Source organism: Nostoc sp. JL33, assembly GCF_017114985.1.
Classification (GTDB): Bacteria; Cyanobacteriota; Cyanobacteriia; order Cyanobacteriales; family Nostocaceae; genus Nostoc.
On record NZ_JABXKP010000081.1, the window covers coordinates 52555 to 74947 of the forward strand.

Annotated in this window: 13 protein-coding genes and 1 tRNA gene; 10 read left to right on the forward strand and 4 right to left on the reverse strand. The window is 41.9% G+C overall.

Annotated elements, in window-relative coordinates:
* Positions 1–99 precede the first annotated feature (99 nt).
* The 3 genes from HWQ23_RS24370 (at position 100) to HWQ23_RS24380 (ending at position 5700) form a co-directional block, all read left to right on the forward strand.
* Positions 100–3369 carry a non-ribosomal peptide synthetase gene (locus HWQ23_RS24370; RefSeq protein ID WP_292833973.1) on the forward strand — a complete coding sequence of 1090 codons (3270 nt, stop codon included), beginning with the start codon at positions 100–102 and terminating at the stop codon, positions 3367–3369.
* A gap of 292 nt (positions 3370–3661) precedes the next feature.
* On the forward strand, positions 3662–5191 hold the full coding sequence (locus tag HWQ23_RS24375) for a glycosyltransferase (RefSeq protein ID WP_292833976.1): 1530 nt from the start codon (positions 3662–3664) through the stop codon (positions 5189–5191).
* Between the two features lie 161 nt (positions 5192–5352).
* Positions 5353–5700: a hypothetical protein gene (locus HWQ23_RS24380; protein ID WP_292833979.1), complete on the forward strand. Its 348-nt coding sequence runs from the start codon at positions 5353–5355 to the stop codon at positions 5698–5700.
* Positions 5701–6068: 368 nt separating this feature from the next.
* On the opposite strand, the gene HWQ23_RS24385 is transcribed toward HWQ23_RS24380, so the two are convergent.
* Positions 6069–7169: an alpha/beta fold hydrolase gene (locus HWQ23_RS24385; protein WP_292833981.1), complete on the reverse strand. Its 1101-nt coding sequence runs from the start codon at positions 7167–7169 to the stop codon at positions 6069–6071.
* 463 nt (positions 7170–7632) lie between these two features.
* Here HWQ23_RS24385 and HWQ23_RS24390 point away from each other — a divergent pair, with 463 nt between their 5' ends.
* From HWQ23_RS24390 to HWQ23_RS24400, 3 genes are all read left to right on the forward strand, one after another.
* Entirely contained in the window at positions 7633–12345 is a 4713-nt protein-coding gene (locus tag HWQ23_RS24390; protein WP_292833984.1) for a non-ribosomal peptide synthetase, read from the forward strand.
* 79 nt (positions 12346–12424) lie between these two features.
* On the forward strand, positions 12425–13588 hold the full coding sequence (argJ, locus tag HWQ23_RS24395) for a bifunctional glutamate N-acetyltransferase/amino-acid acetyltransferase ArgJ (RefSeq protein WP_292833987.1): 1164 nt from the start codon (positions 12425–12427) through the stop codon (positions 13586–13588).
* A 532-nt stretch (positions 13589–14120) separates the two neighbouring features.
* Complete coding sequence (locus HWQ23_RS24400) at positions 14121–15323, forward strand: AAA family ATPase (protein WP_292833990.1); 1203 nt, start codon at positions 14121–14123, stop codon at positions 15321–15323.
* A 109-nt stretch (positions 15324–15432) separates the two neighbouring features.
* Here the strand turns inward: HWQ23_RS24400 and HWQ23_RS24405 are convergent, their stop codons facing one another.
* The gene (locus HWQ23_RS24405; protein WP_292833993.1) at positions 15433–16245 is read right to left on the reverse strand and encodes an SDR family NAD(P)-dependent oxidoreductase; all 813 of its coding nucleotides are present in this window, start codon (positions 16243–16245) and stop codon (positions 15433–15435) included.
* Between the two features lie 208 nt (positions 16246–16453).
* Between HWQ23_RS24405 and HWQ23_RS24410 the strand changes: the two genes are divergently transcribed.
* Positions 16454–17428 (forward strand): threo-3-hydroxy-L-aspartate ammonia-lyase, encoded by a 975-nt coding sequence (locus HWQ23_RS24410; protein WP_292833996.1) that lies wholly within the window; start codon positions 16454–16456, stop codon positions 17426–17428.
* Between the two features lie 245 nt (positions 17429–17673).
* Here HWQ23_RS24410 and HWQ23_RS24415 read toward each other — a convergent pair whose 3' ends face one another.
* Positions 17674–17871: a hypothetical protein gene (locus HWQ23_RS24415; RefSeq protein ID WP_292833999.1), complete on the reverse strand. Its 198-nt coding sequence runs from the start codon at positions 17869–17871 to the stop codon at positions 17674–17676.
* Positions 17872–18068: 197 nt separating this feature from the next.
* A tRNA-Pro gene (locus HWQ23_RS24420) sits at positions 18069–18142 on the reverse strand.
* Between the two features lie 138 nt (positions 18143–18280).
* Between HWQ23_RS24420 and lipA the strand changes: the two genes are divergently transcribed.
* The 3 genes from lipA (at position 18281) to sigC (ending at position 22241) form a co-directional block, all read left to right on the forward strand.
* Complete coding sequence (gene lipA / locus HWQ23_RS24425; protein WP_292834002.1) at positions 18281–19159, forward strand: lipoyl synthase; 879 nt, start codon at positions 18281–18283, stop codon at positions 19157–19159.
* A gap of 57 nt (positions 19160–19216) precedes the next feature.
* The gene (locus tag HWQ23_RS24430) at positions 19217–20164 is read left to right on the forward strand and encodes an NAD(P)H-dependent glycerol-3-phosphate dehydrogenase (protein WP_292834005.1); all 948 of its coding nucleotides are present in this window, start codon (positions 19217–19219) and stop codon (positions 20162–20164) included.
* 826 nt (positions 20165–20990) lie between these two features.
* Entirely contained in the window at positions 20991–22241 is a 1251-nt protein-coding gene (gene sigC, locus HWQ23_RS24435; RefSeq protein ID WP_292834008.1) for an RNA polymerase sigma factor SigC, read from the forward strand.
* Positions 22242–22393 lie beyond the last annotated feature (152 nt).

Here is a 22393-nt window from a genome sequence, read left to right on the forward strand (position 1 = left end):
AATTATGCAACGCCAATAATTTTTTATAACGAACCGCAGAGGCGCAGAGAACGCAGAGAGAATAAAGAGAGATTTTCACGAATGATTTAGGGTTACTATATGTCTTGTGAAGAGGTCTTCGTCTTTCCAGCATCTTTTGCTCAACAGCGATTATGGTTTCTCGACCAGTTGATCCCCGGCAATGCTATCTACAATGTGCTGACAGTAATTCGCTTGACAGGTTCGCTGAAGTTAGCCGCACTAGAACAGACTTTTAACGAAATTGTGCGTCGCCACGAAACCTTACGCACTACTTTTATTGTGTTGGATGGGCAACCTCTACAGGCGATAGCACCCAGCTTAACAATACCTCTTTCTGTATTAGACCTCCAGCAATTACCAGCTGATGAACAAGAGGTGAAAGCAAAGTGCATTATTACCGCAGAGATAGAACATTCCTTCGATTTATCCTCTGGGCCATTGCTGCGAGTAATACTCCTTGTCCTTTCTGAGACTGAACATATTCTATTACTGAATATGCACCACATTATCTGTGATGATTGGTCTATGGGGGTACTGATTCGGGAACTGGGAACGCTGTACGCAGCTTTTGCACAAAACCAGCCCTCCCCTCTATTAGAACTGCCTCTTCAGTACGCCGATTTTGCTCACTGGCAGCGTGAGTGGCTGCAAGGAGAAGTACTCCAAACCCAGTTAGGTTACTGGCGGGAGCAATTAAACGGTATTTCTATACTGCATTTGCCTACTGACAAACCAAGACCAGCTATACAAAGCTATGAAGGAGCAACACAATTTCTAGAGTTACCAAAAGAGCTAATTGATGCACTAGAAAAGCTGTCACAGCAAGAAGGTGTCACGTTATTTATGACATTGCTGGCAGCATTTCAAACGTTACTTTACCGCTACACACATCAAGAAGATATCGCACTCGGTTCGCCAATTGCTAACCGGAACCGTAGTGAAGTTGAAGGCATAATTGGTTTTTTTGTCAATAGTTTAGTGCTACGTAGCAACTTATCTGGAAACCCCTCTTTTCGGGAACTACTAGGCAGAGTCCGGGAGGTAACTTTAGGAGCATACAGCCACCAAGATTTGCCGTTTGAAAAGTTAGTTGAAGAATTGCATCCAGAGCGAAACTTGAGCCATCATCCCTTATTTCAAGTGGTGTTTGGTTTTCAGAATGCGCCAATGTCAGCCCTAGAACTGCCTGAATTAGTACCTAGCTTTATGAATATTGACTTGAAAAAAACGCGTTTTGATTTGGAACTGCATCTGTGGAAGTGTTCTGAGGATTTTAGGAGCTTATTGGGTGGAAACTGGGAGTATTCTGAAGGTCTCCGAGGCGTAATTGTTTACAACACAGATTTGTTTGATAAAGCCACTATTAGCCGAATGGTGGAACATTTTAAAACTTTGTTATCAGCTATTGTTGCAAATCCAGAACACCAAATTGCAAATTTACCGTTATTAAGTGAAGTAGAGCTACATCAGGTATTGGTGGAATGGAATAACACTCAAGCAGATTATCCTCAAGATAAGTCTATCCATCAATTGTTTGAAGAAAAGGTACAGCAGTATCCTGATTCTATAGCAGTAAACTTTGCTAACGAGCAACTCACTTATCAAGAGTTGAATACTCGCAGTAATAAACTAGCACGACACTTACAAAAAATCGGAGTTGGTTCAGAAGTTTTAGTCGGCATTTGTATTTCACAATCTATAGAAATGATCATCGGGTTGTTGGGCATTCTGAAAGCAGGGGCGGCGTATGTTCCATTAGACCCCAGCTATCCTCAAGAACGCCTCAATTTTATGCTTGAAGATGCAAAAGTTTCAGTATTGCTGACACAAGAAAACTTGCTCAAGCATTTTGAAGGTTTCTCAAATTCAATTATTTCTATAGATAAAGACTGGGAAATTATTAACCAAGAAAAGGAAGACAATCCCAAAAGTGATTTAAATAGTGATAATTTAGCCTATGTTATTTACACCTCTGGTTCTACAGGAAAACCCAAGGGAGTTGCTGTACCTCATAAAGCTGTCAATCGCTTAGTGTGCAATACTAACTATATAAGATTCTCTGGGTCTGATAAAATCGCTCAAGTCTCAAATACTTCCTTTGATGCAGCGACATTCGAGATTTGGGGAGCGCTACTTAACGGCGCTCAACTTCTGGGAATTAGTAAAGATGTAACCCTTTCGCCTCACGAATTTGCCTTAGAACTACGAGAAAAAGCTATCAACGTTCTCTTTTTGACTACTGCTTTGTTTCAACAGATTGCTAGAGATGTTCCGCAAGCTTTTGCGACCTTGAAATATTTATTGTTTGGGGGCGAGACTGTTGATCCGAGATGGATTAAGAAGATTATCAAACATGGTGCGCCAAAGCACTTAATTCATGTTTATGGCCCTACAGAAAATACGACATTTTCCTCTTATTACTGCATAGATGAGTCACCATCAGCCACATTTCCTATTGGTCGCCCAATTAGAAACACGCAAATTTATATATTAGATACTTATTTACAACCAGTGCCTATTGGCGTTATTGGCGAATTATATATGGGTGGGGAGGGATTGGCGCGAGAATATCTCAACCGCACTGAATTAACTGCTAAACACTTTATTCCTCATCCTTTTAGTAATAAACAAAAAACACGTCTTTATAAAACGGGTGATTTAGCTCGCTATTTACCAGATGGCAATATTGAATTTTTAGGTCGCATTGACAATCAAGTAAAAATTCGCGGCTTCCGCATTGAGTTGTCGGAGATTGAAGCGGTATTGAGCCAACATCCAGCAGTGAGAGAAACTGTTGTCATTGCTGCTGAGGACGTACCTGATGATAAGTACTTGGCGGCTTATATTGTTCCCAAGCAGAAACAGATACCGATGCAAGAGGTGCAAAGCTTTGCGTCCTTACTGCGTCAATTTCTCAAAGAAAAGTTACCAGAATACATGATACCAAGAGCCTATGTAGTACTGGAATCTCTACCTCTAACACCTAATGGCAAAGTCGATCGCCGTGCTTTACCCACACCTGATACAATTACTTTCAATTATCAAGATTACGTGGCACCGCGATCGCAAGTTGAAGAGTTACTTGCCCAAATTTGGGCTAAAGTCTTGGGAAAAGAGCAAGTAGGCATCCACGACAATTTCTTTGAATTGGGCGGTCATTCTCTACTAGCGACTCAGCTAACTTCCCGCATCCGGGATACCTTCCAAATAGATTTGCCTGTACGCAATCTGTTTGAAACACCAACTGTTGAACAACTTGCTAAGTACATTGACACAATGTGTTGGACAGCAAAAGGTGTGAATAAGACTGAAATTACCGGAATTCAGCGAGAAGAAATGGAATTTTAAGGAGAAACGCTTGAGTTAAGAATCACCATGCTATTTATGCCATCCGGTATATGTGCGCGAGCCGCACTAGCGATTAACTTAAGCATTAGGAAAATGCGCGAATTGGCTGGGTTTAAGCTAAACTGACTTTTCACGTCATGTGGAAAAGCTTACTTTTTGATGGCGTTTATGTATAGCCTTGCTGCCTGCGTTTTTCAGTCTTGGGAGTTTTTAACAAGCTCACTAAACTGTTCTACTGCCGTCTTCAGGCAAAAATCTCTAGTAGAAATTAACCTGTATTAGGAAGTGGGCGATGCACATTGGATTTCTTAACCCTCAAGGCAATTTTGATTCAAACAATAGTCATATAACGAAACACCCAGATTTTGGGGGTCAGCTGATTTACGTTAAGCAAGCCGCCATAGCGATCGCTCAAATGGGTCATAAAGTTGATATTCTCACCCGTCAAATTATTGACCCGGAGTGGCCAGAGTTTGCCCAAGCATTTGAGACATATCCAGGGATCGATAACGTCCGCATTATTCGTTTACCAGCCGGGCCAAAAGAATTTCTCCCTAAAGAGTCTTTGTGGTCTCATCTGGTTAGTGATTGGGTACCCAACATCCTGAAATTTTATCAACAAGAAGGTAAGTTACCTGATGCAATGACTGCCCACTACGCCGATGGGGGACTATGTGCCGTTCTGATTGAAGAGGAGACAGGCACACCTTTTACCTTTACTGCTCATTCTCTCGGCGCTCAAAAGATGGACAAACTGGAACTTACCCCAGAAAACCTCACAGAAATAGACGAGCAATTCTATTTCAGATATCGCATCTTAGCCGAACGCCTGAGCATGAATCGCTCGGTCATTAATATCACCAGTACACGACAGGAACGCTTTGAACAGTATTCTCATCAAGTCTATGGTGGTGCAGTGGATGTAAACAACGACAACCGCTTTGCGGTGGTTCCACCGGGAGCAGATTTCTCAATTTTCGGTGCAAAGGCGCGTTACGAAAACGAGGAGGCTATCTACCAGTTCATTCAGGAGCGATTAGCACGAGACATTACAGAAGCCCGTCGAGATTTGCCCGTCATCTTAGCATCCAGTCGATTAGATTTGAAAAAAAACTTATTAGGGCTGGTGCAAGCCTTCGCAATCAGTCCAACACTTCAGGAACGAGCTAACTTGATGCTACTTACAGGGGGGCTGGACGATCCTTTACGAGAGGAGACTAGTGACAGCATGACTGAAGAGGTATTAGCCCCCATTCGAGAGGTGGTCAAAGAAAACGACTTGTGGGGCAAAATCAGTGCATTTGGCTTGTCAGATCAGTCTCAAGAGTCACTGGCAGCAGCCTATCGATTTCTGGTTAAACGCCGCTCGGTGTTCGCGCTGACTGCACTTTACGAACCCTTTGGGCTTGCTCCCTTAGAAGCGGCAGTCGCAGGTTTGCCAGTGGTAGCAACCAAAAACGGTGGCCCTAGTGAGAGCTTCCGGCAGGGAAATAAGGAATATGGCGTACTCGTTGATCCAGAAGATCCTGCTGATATTGCGCGGGGCTTGGAGCGGTTGTTATGCGATGCTGAGGAGTGGAAGTCTTTTGCCCAAGCTGGTCAGCAACGGGTGCTGAAGACCTACACTTGGGAATCTACTGCTGAAAATTACCTGACTTTGCTTGATTCGGTTCTGTCTTCACCGGAACCCCGCGATCGCGCTGAACTCCTTCCCATCCATCCCTACTTCCGTAATCCCGAATCGCAGACCGATGTTTCTTTGGAAGAATTGAGCGACCTCTACTTTGGAACTAATCAAAAGGTAGTGAAGAATGGGGATTAAAGTGCAATACGCTTGGTGTTAAGGCTAAAATCCTTTAGGTCAATTTTTTTTAACGAACCACAGAGGCGCAGAGAACACAGAGAGAAGAAAAAAATGGTTAACTCAACTGTATTGGATTAAAGCGCAAAACTTGGGTTAAAGCAGAAGTTGCTACAGAAAAAGTGGAAGTTCTTACTCTTAAGGGGGAAGTTACTACAGACTGTGCGAAATACCGAAACCTGAAGGCGGAAGTTGCTACAGACTGCGCGAAACACGGAAACGTCAAAGCGGAAGTTGCTACAGGCTGCGCGAAACACGGAAACGTCAAAGCGGAAGTTGCTACAGACTGCGCGAAACACGGAAACGTTAAAGCGGAAGTTGTTACTGTTAAAGCGGAAGTTGCTACAGACTGCGCGAAACACGGAAACGTCAAAGCGGAAGTTCTTACTGTTAAGGCGGAAGTTGCTACAGACTGCGCGAAACACGGAAACGTCAAAGCTGGAGCAATATTTTTTGATGGATGCTCTTAGGTGGGACAAGCTGTAACCCTTTCAAGGTGACTCGTAATATCATGTCCGCCAAATTACCCATAATAAAAGAACCCCACCCCCAACCCCTCCCCGCAGGCGGGGAGGGGAGACAAAGCACAGCTTTGGCGGGGTGGGGTTCTTCGGGTTTAATAAGCAATCAAGCGGACATGATATAAAATCTTTTTTCTTCTCTCTGCTCTACGCCAGTTGCTTCAAGTCGGGGAACCCGCCCAACGCACTGGCTTCTCTGTGCCTCTGCGGTTGGAAAGTAATTTATCTAACCTTATTAGCCGCAGAGAACACAGAAAAAAGAGGAATTATTGTCTAAAAATTTCACCACGTTGAAAGGGCTAGATTCAGGCAGCTAGCTATGAGCAGCCAGCGCAAAACGTGCTGACTGCTTCGGCAAACTGTTGGTTTTGTTCCATCAATGCCATGTGCCCACCTGGTTTTAGAGTGACTCTTTCAGAGTAAGGCAATTCTGCTTTCATGCGATCGCTGGCAACAGGTTTAGTTGCTATATCTAAATTGCCGCAAACAACCAACACAGGTACTTTAATAGTTGCAAGTGTCTCTGTTTCATCAAACTTCAACATTCCCAGTGTGCCACGAGCTAAAACACCAGGGGAACCCAATGCTGATAATAGACCGGCAAAACTTAATTGACCGCGTGTTTCAGTACCCGTAAATCCCGATAATTCGACGGTGATGTACAATGAACCATTCAAATACGAGAGCCAAGTCATCAACCAAAAAATTGGCCACAACACAATAGTTAGGTACAAGACAGGTTCGAGTAGCGGTTTCTGCAATTTACGTACCAGACCGCTAAAGATACAAGTTTTTACCGGATTAGTGTAAGTAGTATCTAGAAGAATTAAGCCAGCTACCCGACTGCCTAATTGCTCTGGAAACAGGCGACAGAATGTTAGGTTAATCATTCCACCCATGCTGTGTCCTACTAAGATAACAGGTTTATCCCCTGCTATAGCAACAACAGCTTCTAAGTCACGGGCATATTTTTCTATAGAGTGATCATTGTTTTTCGGTTTGGAGGATTTTCCTAACCCTGGTAAATCCCAGACAATTACTCGGAAGCGATCGCTCAGTTGTCGTTTGGCATAATACCATATAGTACTGTTCGGCCCCCAACCGTGTGACAAAATAATCGGTTGACCATCCTCAGGCCCAAAAAACTCTACTTGCAACACGCTCCCATCCGGTCGTGGCAAACGCTGCACAGTTTTGCTACGCATAAACTTAGGTTCATCCGCTCCAGGACGGCGCAGCAGTGGCAAACTGATAAAACGACCAGCAAAAGACCACAAAATCATTACTAGCCCAGCTACTAAGTAGGAAGTTCCTACAAGTTCTCGTTCATACCACTCATAAAGAATGTATATCCCCCCGCCAACTACCCCAATGGACAGCAGTTGAACCAGCCATACAAACAGAAAATTATGAGGCATGAATATCATGAGCCTAAACCTTGCGATATGTTCTTCACTGCGTTGTCTTTTAGCTTCATAACATAGTTATAATCATCCAAGTTTCATTCCCAAGAATGATTTGTACAGTCTTATAAGTGTGATAAAAATGCTGGGTTAGGTAATAAGCAGTGCAGCTTGGCGCAAATAACTATCCAGTTACAAAACGTTAAAAAGCTTATTAAACAATCTAAAATCCTTGCATTGAGTGCCTTCTACCTTATATTAAGTAATAATACGCCGTGTACAATTTTCTCTCAAACCTAACCCCCAACCCCTTACGCCAGGTGCTTCAAGTCGGCGGAGCCGCCCAACGCACTGGCTCCCCTACTAGCGTTGGGGAGCAAGTATCAAAGCCTCTCCCCGAAGCGGAGAGAGGAATGGAAGCGGGGTTCTAAAAATAAGTTGCACATCGCGTTAATAACAGTTGTGAAGGGGTGTAATTTTGAATACGGTTGAGTTTTTATCTTATCTTCGCAGCTTAGATATTCAAGTTTTTATTGATGGTAAAAAGTTTCGCTGTAACGCGCCTGAAGGAACTCTTACAACAGAACTACGTGCAGAAATTCAAGAGCGTAAAGCAGAAATTATTGAATTTTTAGAAGCAACTAATCCTACTAATAACCACAGCTTTAGACCTCTGATACCTATTTCGCGGTCAGAAAATCTTCCCCTCTCCTTTGCTCAACAACGGCTGTGGTTTCTTGACCAATTAATTCCTAATAATCCTTTCTATAACATTCCACTAGCACTAAATTTAACAGGTTCGCTCAATCAAGCCGCGCTAGGGCAAACTTTTAACGAAATTGTGCGACGACATGAAGTTTTACGCACCACTGTTGTCATCCAGTCAGGCCAACCAGTTCAGGTAATTAATCCAACGCTAACTATTACTTTACCAGTAATAGATTTACGGCAACTGCCACAAGCCGAACGAGAAATACAAGCACGACGACTCACTATTCAAGAAGCTCAACGTCATTTCAATTTATCAACTGATTCGTTGCTACAAGTAAAACTACTGTGGTTGGATGAGACACAATACATTCTGCTGCTGACTATGCACCACATTGTTTCCGATGGTTGGTCTATCGGGGTGCTGATTCAAGAGATAGCAGCACTTTACACAGCCTTTGCTAGCAATCAGCCTTCTCCTCTAGCAAAACTTACAATTCAATATGCAGACTTTGCATACTGGCAACGTCAATGGTTGCAAGGGGAAGTATTAGAAAAGCAACTCAGTTATTGGCAAAAGCAATTAGACGGCATTTCTATGCTAAATCTGCCAACTGACAGACCAAGACTAGCTGCTCAAAGTTACCAGGGTGCAAGGCAACCTCTGCAATTATCAAAAAGTTTGAGCAAAGCGCTTTTAGCTCTCGGACAGCAAGAAGGGGTAACTTTATTTATAACCTTACTAGCAGCATTCCAAGTTTTACTTTACCGCTACACACAACAAGAAGATATTGCTATTGGTTCACCTATTGCCAATCGTAACCGCAGTGAAATTGAGGGATTAATTGGTTTTTTTGTCAATAGCTTAGTATTGCGTACTGACCTAAGTGGAAACCCAACTTTTCGGGAATTGTTGAGTCGAGTTAAAGAGGTAGCTTTAGGAGCTTATGCTCATCAAGATTTGCCTTTTGAAAAGCTGGTAGAAGAACTGCATCCAGAGCGTAACTTGAATCAGAATCCGCTCTTTCAAGTTGTTTTTGCGCTCCAAAATGCGCCGATGTCCGCGTTAGAGTTACCTAGTTTAACTTTAAGTCCGCTACCATTTGAAACGGAAACAACGCGCTTTGATTTGGAGTTCCATTTGTGGGAGCCAAATAATCAAAATGGATTATGGGCAGATAGCTCCGAAGGAATTAGTGGTTTTGTAATTTATAGCACTGATTTATTTGATGACGCTACTATCACCAGGATACTAGGACACTTCCAAATATTACTGTCAGGTATAGTTGCAAATCCAGAACAACGAATTGCCCAATTACCAGTTTTAAGCGAATCTGAGCTAGATAATTTATTAGTTGGATGGAATAATACTCACTTAGATTATCCTGAAGATAAGTGTATTCATCAATTATTTGAGAGCGTTGTAGAAGAGAATCCTGATGCAGCTGCACTAGTATTTGGCGAGAAGCAACTCAGTTACAAAGAGTTAAATATCCGTAGCAATAAACTTGCACATTATCTAAAAAAATTAGGAGTTAAAGCCGAAGTTTTAGTTGGACTTTGTGTAGAACGCTCTTTTGATATGGTAATCGGGATGTTGGGTATACTGAAAGCAGGTGGAGCTTATGTACCGTTAGATCCAAGCTATCCATCTGAACGTTTAAATTTTATGCTTGAAGATGCTCAAGTCTCAGTTTTATTAACTCACGAGCGATGGCTTGAACGTCTGAAAAACTATAATTCACAAACAATCTGTTTAGATAAAGATTGGGAAATTATTTCTCAAGAGATTGAATATAACCATACTAGTAAAGTTAAAGTAGATAACCTCACTTATGTCATTTATACCTCTGGATCAACTGGAAAACCTAAAGGGGTTAAAATTGAACATAGAGGATTGTTAAATCTAGTATTTTGGCATCAAAAAGCGTTTACAGTTTCACCCCTTGACCGAGCAACGCAGATTTGCGGAGTTGGTTTTGATGCTTGCAGTTGGGAAATTTGGCCTTATCTTAGTGCTGGGGCAAGCATTTATTTTGTAGATGATGAAACCAGGCAAACACCTGAACAGCTACGAGATTGGTTAGTATCAAAAGCGATAACAATTACCTTGTTACCAACTCCTTTAGCAGAGAAAGTTCTATTATTAGATTTTCCTAAGAACGCAGCTTTACGAATATTGCTCACAGGTGGAGACAGACTAAATCAATATCCTTTAGCTGACCATCCTTTCCAGTTAGTTAACAATTATGGGCCAACTGAGAACACGGTTGTGACAACTTCGGGTGATATTTCTGTTAAGAATAAAGATAATTTAGCACCTGGAATTGGTCGTGCGATCGCTAACACACAAGTTTACATACTAGATAAACATTTACAACCAGTACCCATCGGTGTTTCGGGAGAATTGTACATAAGTGGTGATGGATTGGCACGAGGTTATTTAAACCGTTCTGACTTAACTGCTGAATGCTTCATCTATCATTCTTTTACTAATAACTTAAAAGCACGACTTTATAAAACCGGTGATTTAGTTCGCTATCGAGTAGATGGCAACATTGAATTTTTAGGTCGTCTCGACGAGCAGGTAAAAATTCGCGGCTACCGTATGGAGTTGGGAGAAATTGAAGCGGTACTGAGTCAGCATCCAGCAGTGCAACAAACTGTAGTAATAGTTCGTGAGGATAAAGAGGAAAAGCGCCTCGTAGCTTATGTAGTACCAAAAACCGAATACAGCAGTGAGCAGGAGAATATGCAATTAATGCAATTGCAGAATGAGCAAGTTTTGCAATGGCAGATGCTCTATAACGAAACTTATAATCAACCTGTTGATTTTGATCCAAAATTGAATATTGTCGGCTGGAATAGTAGTTACACAAATCAGCCTATTCCAGCAGAGCAGATGCGTGAGTGGGTGAATAACCAAGTCGAGCAGATTTTGGCTTTGCAACCCAAACGAGTGTTAGAAATTGGTTGTGGAACAGGTTTGATTCTGTTTAGAGTTGCACCTCATTGCACTAAATATTGTGCAACAGACTTTTCCCCAGTTTCACTTAACTACATTCAGCAGCAGTTACAAAAGCAAGAAATGCCGCAGGTAACGCTGTATCAGCAAATGGCTACTGACTTCGAGAAAGTAGAAATAGCAGCTTTTGATGCAGTAATTCTGAACTCGGTTGTACAATATTTTCCGACTATTGATTATCTGATTAGTGTATTAGAAGGTGCTGTACAGGCAACTGCTCCAGGTGGCTTTATCTTCATAGGAGATGTGCGTAGTTTGCCACTCTTGCAAGCTTTCCATGCATCAGTGCAACTCTATCAAGCTGAACCTTCCCTTACTCGCTTAGAGTTGCAGCAACGGGTACAAATGCAAATATTCCAAGAAACAGAGTTAGTCATTGACCCAGCTTTTTTTACTGCAATAAAGCAACGCTTTCCGCAGATTAATCATGTACAAATTCAACTAATGCGGGGTAAACATCACAACGAGTTAACTGAGTTTCGTTATAATGTGATTCTTCATACTAGTGCCGAAACTGTTAATAATACTGGAAATCATTCAGTGCTGAACTGGTCTGAAGATAATCTCACAGTCTCAGCAGTGCGTCAGTTATTAATTGAGAATAAACCAGAAATATTAAGCATTATCAATGTACCTAATGCGCGGGTAATGTCAGCAGTTAAAACAGCAGAATGGCTATCAGAAGTAAAAGGCTTTAAAACTGTAGGTCAAATACGCAAAGCTTTGCAAGAACTCGAAAACTTTGGAGTAGAACCAGAAGATTTATATGCGCTAAATGTACCTTATAGGGTTGATATTACTTGGTCACATTCAAGTATTCAAGGAGATTATGATCTGGTTTTTGTACGGCAAGATAAAGTAAGTAAGAAAACTATTTTTCCACACACCACGACTCATTCCCGTCCCTGGCAATCTTACGCCAATAATCCCTTACAAGCGAAAGCAGCGCGTAAATTAGTGCCGCAGTTACAAAGTTACATAGCACAAAAACTGCCTGAGTACATGATGCCATCAGCTTTTGTAGTATTGGAGTCTTTACCTCTAACAGCTAATGGGAAAGTCAATCGCCGTGCTTTAAAAGCATTTCATGATGCAATCAAGCCCCAATTGCCTGAAAATTACATCACACCTCGGACTCATGTTGAAGAAGTACTGGTGAAAATTTTTGCTGAGGTTTTGGGACTTAAGCGCGTAGGAATTTATGACAATTTCTTTGAATTAGGCGGTCATTCATTATTGGCAACTCAGCTTGTCTCTAGAGTGCGCGACGCCTTATGTGTGGAGTTACCTTTGCGTACCGTATTTGAGGCATCGACAATTGCAGAATTATCCCAGGTGGTGGAAACCTTTAAAGAAAGCAATGCTCAAAGTCAAGCCCCAGTTTTAGTACCACTATCGCGTGAAAGTCGGCGGATTAAGTTATCTTCCTTAAACGAACAGACTAAAGGGATATTATAAATGTTTAACCCAACCTGATATCACAAATATTTTTGGAAATGGTATAAGATAATTAAAATAAATTATTAAATTCCGAAAAATGTCATTAACTATATCTGCCGCACCCCAAGGTTTTAGTACATTTATTACTAATTTAGGAATACGAGATACAACGGATGATTTTGTATTTATTAAATCATCCGTTCCTTGTGTTGCTGATGGAGTCTTCACTCAAAGTCTTTTTGCCGGGCCAAGTATTACTATTAGCCGCGATAACTTAAAAGATTCACAAGCACAAGGAATTGTTGTTATATCTAAGAATGCAAACGTAGCTAATGGTTCTGTTGGCATCGCTGATGCCCAAGAGATTCTACAATTAGTTGCAACTGAAACTGGAATTGCTCCACATAATATTGTGATAGCTTCTACAGGTGTAATTGGCAGACGTTACCCGATTGAAAAAATCCGGGCAGGTTTATTAGGATTGGGGCAAAAATTGACTGATGCTGATTTTCATGCCGCAGCCCGTGGTATTATGACCACCGATACAGTACCGAAACTAGCTACACGGCAAATAGGAAATGCCAAGCTGGTAGGAATTGCCAAAGGTGTCGGCATGATTGAGCCTAATATGGCTACCCTCCTAACTTTCTTTTTTACTGACGCTGCAATTTCTGCAAATAGCCTTCGTTCTATTTTTCGCTCTACTATAGATAAAACCTTTAACTGCCTGAGTGTAGACACTGACACTTCTACTAGTGACTCCGCCGTGATTCTAGCTAATGGAATAGCCGGTGAAGTTTCCGAACCAGATTTTGCTACTGCATTGCAAGAAGTTGCACAAGAATTGGTGCTGAAAATTGCACGAGATGCAGAAGGTGCTACCAAAATTATTCAGGTGACTGTAGATTCAGCTATTAACTATGCACAAGCTAAAAGAGTAGCTAAAGCAATCGTGAATTCACCATTAGTAAAAACCGCCGTCTATGGAGCAGATCCGAATTGGGGACGAGTTGCTATGGCTATAGGCAAATGTGAAAATGAACAGCAGATAAATCCAGAACGAGTTGTTATAAGTTTTGATAACGTGAAAGTTTATCCTAATAGCTTAACTGATGAAAATCTGGAACAGTTGCGGCAAATTATGTCCAAAGATAAAGTAGATATCCATGTTAGCCTCAATGTTGGCGAGGCTTCTGCAACTGTATGGGGTTGCGATCTTTCAGAGGGTTATATAGAAATTAATGGCAAATACTCAACTTGATAATGACGCGTAGTCAGGGCTGAAGTCTTTAGGGATTTCCTAGAAATAAATTACTACTACTTGTGGGGTGGGCATCTTGCCCGCCCTTGAGTACGGGCGGGCAAGATGCCCACCCCACAATAAATAGTTAGATATTTTTTTGTTTGGAAGTCCCTTACTACAAGCCAAGCCAGTAGGGAGAGTAACTTTGACGTCAGCCAAAAGTGGGGTTAGGTGCTTTATCTTATGGGCAATTCCACGAACATGATATTAGTCCTCATCTAGAGATAGATAAATCGCGCACGTACATTAACAGCTAAAAGTAAACTCCCACTTACCAATTGCTTTGTTAAAAAAGTTGACATCGGTAGTCTTAATGTAATATACTATATTACATCAGAAATGAGTTAGATTAAAAAGACTTCCTAGCCAGTACAGCACAGTGGAAATAAAATTACCATTTGTACGGAGTTAGTTTATATTACGAGAAAACTTTTTCAAAATCCCCTAATTTACACAAAATAACTCGACCAACGCTGTATAACTAACAAATATGGATTTTGACTATTTTAGAAGCAATGAAGGCACTTCTACAAATAATAGCCGGCAAAGCTTGCTTGCTAGCGGTTGGCGACCGTTTAACCGAGAATTAGACTGGGGGTTTTTGTGGCAACTATTGTCTAGTGACTCCCACGAATTAACTCAAAAAAGTTTCAATTTAGTAAGTAGTGTTGCTGATATTTTGGGACGAAATAATTATGCTTGGTGGGCTAATTTATTAAATGTTGTATCTGATAATACCCGCTACGAAATTGAAAAGTTTTGGAATTACATCACGCCAGATCCTCAATCACCAGATCATCGCTACAAAGATGTTTTGAGTACAGAAACACCCATCGTCCAATTTGTCAGTCGTAGTAGCATTCCCATTGATTATGTTCTTAACCGACTCCAAGAAATTACTGTACTGCGAGTTTTAGGTGTGTTGGGTAGTCCCGACATTATTACCCAGTATCACTCAGAAAGAGATTTTTATTTTCCTATAGACAAATTTCTTAGTTGGGAACGCTTAGACGTTATCAATACTGTTTATGCATACTGGTCGAAGTCTGACATTTGGTTGCAAATTGACCCCTACGATCGCGGCCGACGACAATATACTTTAATGGCGAAAAATCTCGCGCCACTAATTAACAAAGCGACTTACGACTTAGCAGTTATGCTGAGTGGATATCAAAGTCGTGTAGGCAAGGTTCACAGCCAATTTCCGATTCGCACATTTCCCGCAGATATCCAAAACTTTACTGATTCTGTACAGCAAGCGATTCTTAATCAAAACCAGTTAGCGGTTGTTGTACATGGGAAACCAGGTACTGGTAAAACAGTCTGGACACAGGCAGTAGCAAAAGAAATTCTTGTACCTTTAGGGTATGTAATTTTTATTTTAGATCATGATGCGATCGCTAATTTTGTTCCACCGACTTACATAGAGCGTATTTGTATCGTTATTAACGAAGCTGATAATCTAGCGCAAAATCGCGCTTCCGAGGTAGCACAATACAATAACAAAACCGAACACATTCTGAGTTTACTGGATGGCACTTTGTACCAGAGTGTAATTGATGACTCTGGTATTCAGATGCAGCAACGGTTAGTTGTCTTGATGACTTGCAACACCACTGAAAGATTAGATCCAGCCATGTTACGTAAGGGCAGGGTGGATTTAATATATGAGTTTACGCAACTATTTGTTTGAATTGGGTAATAGTTTTATAGGCTGTGTTATGCCTACGGCATAACACAGGCTACTAGATTTTACCAGATTCAACAGGTTTCTAGATAAGAGTGAAAACTCACATATCCGGCTACCTATTTTTTTTGAGTTCGTGCATACTTCTGACGATCTTTGTTACTAAATTTCTGGGTGTAAATCTGACGCTTTCAGTCAATATCTTATTTCTCATACCAGGAACGACAACGGTTTTGTTTGTCATTAAGCCCCGATAACCAATCTTAGCAACGGTTTGCGTATCCATCATTCTGTTAACGCTAGCAATCTTTGAATCTTCCATTGCAGCAGTTTGTTGGAATTCTGATGCTGTTGGCCCTGGACAAAGAACAGTCACGCTGACACCTGTGCCCTCTAATTCATTAGCGATCGCTTCTGAAAAGGATAAGACATAGGCTTTAGTAGCGAAATAAACTGCCATTAGAGGCCCTGGTTGAAAAGCAGCAGCTGAGGCCACATTTAATATTTTTCCATAGTTTTGCTCAACCATATCCTTGAGGAATAACTTAGTTAAATGAGTCAGACTCACAATATTTACCTGTAGCATTTTCAGTTCAAGGGTGAGGTCTGTTTCGCTAAATGTTCCATAAGTACCAAAGCCAGCATTGTTAACCAGCACATCAATCTTGATGGATGCTTGCTGTAGTTCTGTGAAAATTTCTTCTGGGGATGTTGGGATAGATAAATCCTTAGCAAAAACTTTCACAAAAATGCCAAATTTTTGCGGAAATTCATCTATAATTTCAGTAAGTTTTTGTTCATTCTTATCCACTAAGACAAGATTATAACTATGACGAGCAAAAATCTGGGTTAATTGATAGCCTATTCCACTAGCCGCTCCTGTAATTAGGGCAGTTTTTTTTCCCCGACTTTCTGATGGTTTATTCATGTTACAAAAATGGCTAGCTTGAGTTAATTAATTTAAGTTTTATAAATTTAGCTACACCAATATATAATATTTGCTGTAGCTATTTTTATGGTGAAAAAAAATGATGCTATCCACCTGAAATGAGTATGCTTCAATTAAGCATATTAGGCGCAAATATAAAAATCTGTATCTATATAAACAAGAGCAAGAATATTTAATCTCGTCATCAATGCCACAGCATAATTCCGTTGCTATAACTGACGTGCAAGCAGCACAAGAGCGAATTTTGGGGATTGCCCACCGCACACCTGTGCTGACTTCTAGAATCGTTAACGATCGCACCAATAGCCAAGTGTTTTTTAAGTGCGAAAACTTTCAACGCACAGGATCATTTAAATTTAGAGGTGCATACAACGCACTCATACAACTGCCTATTCCAGAAAAACAAAGGGGTGTCGTTACTTTTTCTTCTGGGAATCATGGACAAGCAGTAGCGCTTGCCGGAAAATTGTTAAAAATTCCTACTACGATTGTAATGCCAGAGGATGCTCCCTCTGTTAAGCAAGCCGCTACTGGTGATTATGGTGCAGAAATCGTTTTGTATGACCGCCAAAAAACAGATAGAGAACAATTGGCTGATATTCTTTCCAGAGGAAGGAAGATTACACTCATTCCGCCTTACGATCATCCGCACATCATCGCCGGACAGGGAACAACTGCTTTAGAACTGATCCAAGAAGTTGGTGAGTTGGACTTATTATTAGTTTGTTGTGGCGGTGGCGGATTACTTTCAGGGTGTGCGATCGCAGCCAAAGCACTTTTACCCAATTGTAAAGTAATCGGAGTAGAACCAGCACTTGCCGACGATGCTACCCGCTCCTTTCACAGCAAAACGCTGCAAACTGTCAAGAATCCTGATACCATCGCCGATGGTGCCCGGACTCCTAGCCTTGGTGAAATTACTTTCCCCTTAGTGCTGCATTACGTCGATGATATGGTGACGGTATCTGAAGAAGCGATTCTTCGCACCATGTTTTTCTTGTGGGAACGTCTAAAAATTGTAGTTGAACCCACCGGAGTACTTGCAGCAGCAGCCTTACTCGAAGGTGTGGTGACTTCCCCAGAAGCGAGGATTGGTGTGATCATTAGCGGTGGAAATGTAGATTTGGCGCAAGTTGGTAAATTGTTTTCTGTGGGATTGTAATTATTGGACTTTGGACAAAAAAGAAGTGTTCGCGGATCAGGAGGAGAAGCCAACACAAGAGATTTCCACAACAAAAGGGAGGTTACTGCCTCCCTTCTACTTTTTATCGGTCTAGTCTATTAAGTACTAATCTCTTAACTAAGAGAATTTATTAGCGATACTTAATGGTTCATGAATAACAAGATTCCCAACTTTTTAGAAAAGTCGGAAATCTGAGCATTTCGATTACTCTTTCGCAAACCCAATCAATCATCAGTTGGATCATCAGTCATTTCCGGTGCTAAAGCTGGGTTACTTTTACGTTCTTGTGGTGATTGCTCCCGGATCACATCGTCTATTGGACGAGGGTGTTTGATTTTGTCGAGTAACTCTGGACTTAGTTGCGAGGGATCGCCTTCTGGATTGGACTTTTCAGCTTGACTAGGAACTGTTTCCTTATTCATGACTATTTCCCCAAACTTATACTCCAAGCTTAAGTTCTTCTATGCTGAATACACACTATCTTGAGACTTAATTTCACACAGCAGTGGTTACAAAGGCTTCACCATCGCTTCTTGTAGACTAAAGATGATTCACTGATTTTGCGATCGCTATCAAGTTAAGCAATAACGACATCACTTTGCGAACTTCCAATAAGAAATCGGGATGACTGGATTCGAACCAGCGGCCCCTTCGTCCCGAACGAAGTGCGCTACCAAGCTGCGCCACATCCCGCCATAAAAATGGCATTGTAAATTAACAATATCACAACCTGTGCCAAATAACAGAATTACATCTATATATATGATCACTTTATCAAAGGCTTTGCTTGCTACGATTAAATGTGTATAACTCTAGTGGTAAAAGCGGATTGTGACTGTAAAACCAGACTGGTTGCGGGTGAAAGCACCTGGGCGTGAGCGCATCGGTAACGTTAAAGAAATTTTGCGGGATTTAACCCTCAATACAGTTTGCGAGGAAGCGTCCTGTCCGAATATTGGTGAATGCTTCAACGCTGGGACTGCCACGTTTTTGATTATGGGCCCAGCTTGTACACGCGCTTGTCCCTACTGCGATATTGATTTTGAGAAAAAACCCAAACCATTAGACCCCACGGAACCTTCACGACTAGCGGAAGCTGTTCGCCGCATGAAACTTAATCATGTGGTAATCACTTCTGTAAACCGAGATGACTTGCTTGATGGTGGTGCATCTCAGTTTGTGGCGTGTATTCATGCGGTTCACTCTATTTCACCGAACACGACAATTGAGGTGCTAATTCCTGACTTATGCGGTAATTGGGATGCTCTAGAGATAATTTTACAAGCTGCGCCAGAGGTATTAAACCACAATACGGAAACTGTCCCACGCCTGTATCGCCGGGTGCGTCCCCAAGGAAACTACGATCGCACATTAGAATTATTGCAGCGAACTCGCCAAGTTTCTCCTCGTACATACACTAAATCCGGGATCATGGTTGGACTCGGTGAAACTGATAAAGAAATCCGCCAAGTCATGCAAGACTTGCGAACTGTGGATTGCGACATTTTGACAATTGGACAATACCTCCAACCCAGTCAAAAACACTTGCAGGTAAATGAATTTATCAACCCAGAACAATTTGCTGCTTGGAAGGCATTCGGCGAAGAAATCGGATTTTTACAAGTTGTTTCTTCACCCTTGACAAGAAGTTCATATCATGCGGAAAAAGTCAAGGAATTAATGGAACGTTACCCCCGCAGCCAATTTTAGATTTTAGATTGCTGAGTGAAGAGATGGAGAGATAGGGAGACTTTTGACTCTTGAGTAATGACTAATCCAAAATCCACAATTCAAAATCCAAAATCTGTAGCAATTCTGGGTGCAGGTGCTTGGGGTGCATCTCTGGCAAATCTAGCAACGGCGAATGGTCATCAGGTGCGCGTCTGGTCGCGTCAAGGTTCTCAAATCCAAGCAGTTTTAAAAGATGTTCAAATAGTCTTGTCCGCTATCTCGATGATTGGTGTAAGGGATGTTGCTTCCCAAGTCCACTCTTTCCCCCTTTCTCCAGAGACAATTTTTGTCACAGCGACGAAAGGCTTAGACCCTCAAACCACCTGCACGCCGTCGCAAATTTGGCAAACAGTATTCCCTAACCATGCAGTGGTTGTCCTGTCTGGGCCTAATTTATCGAAAGAAATTCAACTAGAATTACCCGCAGCAACGGTGGTAGCCAGTAACATTCCCACGGCTGCTGAAGTAGTGCAGTTAGTATTTTCTTCTCAACGTTTCCGGGTATATAGCAATTCCGATCCCTTGGGGGTAGAACTGGGGGGAACACTGAAAAATGTCATTGCGATCGCAGCTGGTGTGTGCGATGGTCTACAACTGGGAACCAATGCCAAAGCTGCTTTAGTCACCCGTGGACTTACAGAAATGGTTCGCATCGGCAATGACTGGGGTGCAAAGACGGAAACATTTTATGGTTTATCCGGTCTAGGAGATTTGTTAGCAACGTGCAACAGTCCTTTAAGTCGCAATTACCAAGTCGGCTACCAGCTAGCTGGTGGTAAGTCACTTACAGAAACTCTCGCAAATTTACAAGGAACTGCTGAAGGAGTGAACACTTGCCAGGTTTTGATGCAACGAGCCAAGCAACAAAACATAGCTGTCCCAATTACCGAGCAAGTTTATCGGTTACTTCAAGGCGAAATCACACCCCGACAAGCACTTGATGAACTGATGCTACGAGATATCAAGCCAGAGTACAACTACTAAAACACCAATTCCGTAATCCTGGAAGAACCTTTCCCCCAGCCCCTCTTTGTTGGCGTTAATCTGCCGTTAGGCTGGGGGGTTAGGTTTTTGATTACTCAATCCGATGCTCTAGTTAACCTGAGTTCGACAAGTCTTATTTGACCTCTCCCCCAACCCCTCTCCGACACGGAGAGGGGAGCAAAAAACTTAATTTTTCCTTGCTCCTCCCTTTCCGTTTCCCAGAGGGAGGCTGTCCGGGAGAGGTTTGTCGAACTCACGTTCTAGTTAGTAGTCTGTGAAGTTGAAATTGACGGGTGAAAACTGACACGCAAGAGGACATGTCACCCACTTTCGCGTCTTCTATCTCCGTGTCGATAGAATTTTTGCAGTTAAGACTAATCACTTCCCCAATATCTATTAGTTCTACTTATACGTAAATAATCCTGAGAAAAAATTAGTAAATCGTCAGGATATTACTTTTATAGCCATGTAAATGTGACTATGCCAATTATAAAGATGACATTCACTGAAGGATGTTTATACCGTGTTACAAAAGTTACTATCAGGAACCTTCAAGGTTGAAATGTTAACTAAGTAGTTTAAATATTGAAAACCTAGCTGCGGATTTGAATAGCTATTGGTTCAATCAAAAGTTTAGCAGCCGATTAAGTTCAGTAATAGTGTATCCAATAAAACCTTTACAGTGAATTTGTAAAAAAATTGTAATGGAACCTTCAACTGTGTTAGTTCACCGTAAATCAGGGGAACAATAGCAACAGTTGAATAGCTGACCGTAATCTAAGCTGACCGTAATCTATTGTTACCTGGAGCCATTGAGACGATCTTTATGCCAGCAACATCTTTTTATGCAGATGCCCCCTACAACACCAGAAAGTCCCGCCAGGCTTTGGACTCTGATCTCACGGTTGACGACAGCGAGTTATCGGCAGATGACCTACAGGAGCTGGAGATAGCTTCTGTTGACCATGCTAACTTTGCTGCTAACAATAACCGTCGTAGTACAGACCTAGTACGTCTATATCTTCAAGAAATTGGTCGGGTTCGCTTGTTAGGGCGAGATGAAGAGGTTTCAGAAGCTCAAAAAGTCCAACGCTACTTGCGGATGCGGATAGTGCTTGCTAACGCCGCCAAGCAAGGGGATGAAGTAATTACGCCCTATCTGAGGTTAGTTGAAGTTCAAGAACGTCTGACCTCCGAACTAGGACATCGCCCGTCTTTGGAAAGATGGGCTGCCACTGCTGAGATAATTTTATCGGATCTCAGACCGACTTTGGCAAATGGCAAACGTCGCTGGGCCGAAATTGGCAAGTTGACAGTAGAAGAGTTGGAGCAAATTCAGTCCCAAGGACTCCAAGCAAAAGAACACATGATCAAGGCTAATCTTCGCCTAGTTGTGTCTGTTGCTAAGAAGTATCAAAATCGCGGTTTGGAATTGTTGGATTTAGTCCAAGAAGGCACACTGGGTTTGGAACGGGCTGTAGAAAAATTTGACCCCACTAAGGGTTATCGCTTCAGTACCTATGCTTACTGGTGGATTCGTCAGGGAATTACACGGGCGATCGCTACTTCTAGTCGCACGATCCGTCTACCGGTTCATATTACTGAAAAGTTAAACAAAATCAAAAAGGCGCAACGCAAAATTGCTCAAGAAAAAGGTCGCACCCCGACTCTAGAGGATTTAGCAACTGAGCTAGAGATGACACCGACCCAAGTACGAGAAGTTTTGTTGCGGGTTCCTCGCTCCGTTTCTTTGGAAACCAAAGTAGGCAAGGATAAAGATACTGAGTTAGGCGAATTACTCGAAACTGACTGTGTAACTCCAGAAGAGATGTTAATGCGAGAATCTTTACAAAGAGATTTGCATCATCTTTTGTCAGATTTGACTAGCCGGGAGCGCGATGTAATTTTGATGCGCTTTGGTTTGGCAGATGGTCATCCTTATTCCTTAGCAGAAATTGGACGCGCTCTCGACTTATCGCGGGAACGAGTCCGACAAATTGAATCCAAGGCTTTGCAAAAGCTACGTCAACCCAAGCGCCGCAACCTCATCCGTGACTATTTGGAGTCTCTAAGTTAACCTCAATTCGATCAACCTCTTCCTGCCTTGAACTAAAATTAAAGTCTGTCCCTCTCCCCCCGTCGGAGAGGGATGGTTTTGCGTAGTAAAATCTCTTAGAGGGTGTTTATAAATAAAAAATAAAGAGCACCATAGTAATTCCCCCAGGACAG